At 57.3% G+C, this 3,631-nt stretch carries 2 protein-coding genes; both read left to right on the forward strand.

Annotated elements, in window-relative coordinates; translation table 11 throughout:
- The first annotated feature begins 438 nt into the window (after positions 1-438).
- Complete coding sequence (locus H7U12_RS20505; RefSeq protein ID WP_186641662.1) at positions 439-1,266, forward strand: hypothetical protein; 828 nt, start codon at positions 439-441, stop codon at positions 1,264-1,266.
- A gap of 33 nt (positions 1,267-1,299) precedes the next feature.
- Positions 1,300-3,378, forward strand: coding sequence for an ATP-dependent DNA helicase (locus H7U12_RS20510; RefSeq protein ID WP_186641664.1), 2,079 nt, complete (start codon positions 1,300-1,302; stop codon positions 3,376-3,378).
- The last annotated feature ends 253 nt before the right edge of the window (positions 3,379-3,631 follow it).

Here is a 3,631-nt window from a genome sequence, read left to right on the forward strand (position 1 = left end):
CAGAAAGAGGGGCAACCCACCCTCTCCCCCATCTGCTCTTCGGGATTTGCAATCCCGAATCTGGGTAACTGCGGATTTGTAATCCGCGGCGCTCGGGGCTCAAAGGCACAGAGACGGGGATTACAAATCCCCTGATTACCTACTTCCGGATTGCAAATCCGGAAGAGCCTTCACTTTTTAAGTAGAACCTAACGGCCCTGCTTCCAGGAGGGGAGTTTCAGCAAATTAAGATAATTCCCCTCCTGGGAGGGGTGGGGGTGGGTTATCCTGGCAACCGAAAAGCAGAAGCTTTCCCCTTCCGTTTTCAGCCTTCTTTCCAAAAAACACCCCCAAAACCAGCACCTCCTCTAATCCTCTTAGCACCCAACACAATTTTGCGGCAAATTCCTTAGCATAGAGTACCTTTGCAATCTGCTTAGACGTGTGAACGAGGTCCTGATGAAAGCTGAATCCCCATCCTTTGCCATCCTGCATTTATTTGCCACCGGCTCTTACGGGCTTCGGCAGGGGCTGCTGCACATTGGCGTCTTGTCGCTGCAGCGGGGCCAGTCGGGGCTGAGGGAATGGTTCATCAACCCCGAGGCCGAGTTTGGGCGCAGCGTGCAGAAACAATCCAGAATCAGCAAGGAACAGGCGAAGAGCGCGCCCACCTGGCAGGAGCAGAAAGCCGAGGTGCAGGGCTATTTAAGTACGTTCACGCACGTGTTCTTCTTTCAAGAACGGCATGAGCAGACCTGGTTCAAAAACTACATCTTGGCCGGCATGCCCGCACCGCCCGTTGCAGCTGATTTGGCGGTGCTGTCGTCGTTCTTCCTGCCGCACCTCAACCTGATGGAGATGGGTGATGTGGTGGCCCTTTCTTCCATCGCCCAGAAAAAACCGGCTTCCCAGCCCATGCACGTGGCTTTGGCGGCCCTGCACACGCAGCTGTTCAAACTGCTGGAAGTGCTGTTGCAGAAAATTCCCAGCACTCCGGAGGACGAATCCGGCCAGCCTCCCCTGTTCCTCCAGTTGCTGCAGCAAGTACTGGCCTTGGGCACCGTGTACATGGGCAGCGCGTGGCGCACCTTGCAAGCCGCCGCCGAGCACATTGAAACGCTGGAGCCGCTGGATTTGCACTGGCTCATGCCGCCGCCTACCTCAGAGGTGCCCGTTTTGCCGTTCCACCTCCGCAAACTGCTCTCCTCTTGGCTGCCTACCGTAACGGATGCCACCGTGGTAAAACCCCGCGTAGACATCGCGACGCCCTCTGACCAGCTCATCTAGGAGGCCCTGCATGCCTGGTACAAGAAGCACAGTTTGCCGGAGCGCTACGCCCAGATGCAGTACGCCAACTTCTGCAACAAAGCCTTAACTGACAAAGGCACCTTTGTGGCCGAGGCGGGGACGGGCACCGGCAAAACCATGGGCTACCTGATGGCCGCCGCCGAGCTGCTGCGCCTCAACCCCGGCCGCAAAGTGGTGGTGGCCACGGCTACCAAAAATCTGCAGGAACAAGTGATGCAGGGCGAGATTCCGCGGCTGCGCTTCAAGGGCGGCTTGCACGCGCATTTGCGACCCGCCATTGTGAAAGGCAAAAACAATTACCTCTGCGTCTCCGCGCTGCTGGATTTGTACGATGAGCTGGTGGTGCAGCAGAAAGGCTCTATCCGGGAAGGTCTCAGCTGGCTTTACCTGGTGCTACGCGTGTTCCAAACCCAGGGCGAAGTGGAGGAAATTCCGCACAACATCCGGGCCCTGCTACCCGACACCTATCGGCTTTTATCTGAGGCGAACGCCCAAGAAGTCTGCGTGCCCAAGCTGTGCCTGGAACCGGCCAAATGCACGTACGCCCGCCACATGGAGCAGGCTTACGCCGCCGATATCATCGTAACCAACCACCACAAGCTGCTGCAGCTGCCGCCCAAGCTCACCGACCTCATCAAGCACTGCATCATTGACGAGGCCGACCAGTTCCCCGATTTCGCGCGGAGCGCTCTGAGCATGAACTTCAGCCTGGGTGTAGTGGAAGCGCGGCTTTTACGCCCCTTATTGGGAAAAGACCGCCGAAGGGGCTTTCTGGACCGCCTCGCCGAGCGGGTGGCCCATCACGTGGAAACCGAAACCGCGTTGCTGGTGCTGGACGAGATTGACTCCATCCACCGCGACTGCGCCACCATTAGGGCCAGCGGCGAGCTGATTCAGGCGTTGCCCATTCAGGGCGAGCAGCGGTGGCAGGAGGAGGTTACCCTGGAAGAAAACGGCCGCTGGATTAAACGGGAATTCAGTGCCGAGATTGAACAGGCGTTGCAGGAGTTGCTCACCGCCATCCAGTTTGTGGCCGGTAAGATTGACCGTATTCTGCGCCTCCTGAAACAGCCCGAGGACAAGACCTTCAGCCGCCTGGAAACCTACAAGGAGAAAGCCGCCGAGTTCGCCGAGTCGCTCCAGAAAATCACCAGTGACTTTCCGGCCCGCAAGTGGATTCATGTGCTGGAGAAAAGCGGCCAGAACTGGTCGGTGAGCAAGATGCCGTACTACCTGCAGGACGAGATGGAGAAGCTGCAGAACGTCTACCCCAGCCTGCTGTTCACCTCGGCCACGCTGTACGTGGGCGGCAACACGCAGTACTTCCGGAACCAACTGGGCCGCCAGGAGCCGTTTGCCCAGGAAGTCCGCTACCTCTCGCCTTTCAACTATGAGCAGCAGGAAAAGGTCCACGCCGTGGTGCCCGCGTTCATTCCCTGCTATGAGCACAAAATGGCTTTGGACCAGAAACAGGCCTGGTTGCAGACCTCCATGGAAACGCTGCTGAAGTGCATTGTGGCCATGAACGGGAGAACCTTGGTGCTCTTCACCAGCCGCCGCGACATGGAAGATGCCTACAAATGGCTGCACACTCGCCTGCCCGCTTATGACATAGAATTGCTCAAGCAGGAAGGCACCAGTTTGTGGGAAATCCGGCGGTTCCGGCAGGAGGAGCATTCGGTGTTGTTGGGTCTGGACCGCATGTGGTCGGGCGTGGATTTTCCGGGCGTGACGCTGTCGCAGGTGATTGTGTTCCGGTTACCGAACCCTTCGTTGGGCAACCCGTTGGTGGCGCACCGCCGCGAGGTGGAGGGTGGTTTCTTCTGGAGCAAGTTCTATTATCCGGCCAGTCAGCACAAGTTGCGGCAGGGTTTCGGGCGTTTGGTTCGGCGCGAGAAAGACAAAGGCGCGTTTGTGATTCTGGACTCCAGGGTGCACCACACCGCCCGTATGCAGCACCTCAAAGACGAACTGCCGGTAGACCTCCAGCCTTTCCACGCCGGGGCCGAGATGGAGAACTGGTTGTTGAAAACGCTGCTGCCCAAGCTGGAACTGGCTTCTGAGTGGGAGCGCCGGGGCGTTTCGCTGTAGTCCATTCCCGTATGTTTAAGCCTGTTTTCTGGAAATGAAGCCCAAATCATAATGGCATTACGTATTCCGTCCCCCCTTTGAAGGGGGTAGGGGGATGACGACTCGTGCTGAATTAGCCTCCTGTAGGTATTTATGACGCAGATTTACTTCCGTGACTTCAAACAGCTTAGGGCGCGTTGACAATTGTAGAATTATTTTTCCTGGCAGTTGTTAGAGTATCAAAAAGCCTATGCGTCGTTATGAGATCACGGAC

The sequence above is a fragment of the Rufibacter sediminis genome (assembly GCF_014269285.1).
Taxonomy (GTDB): Bacteria; Bacteroidota; Bacteroidia; order Cytophagales; family Hymenobacteraceae; genus Nibribacter; species Nibribacter sediminis.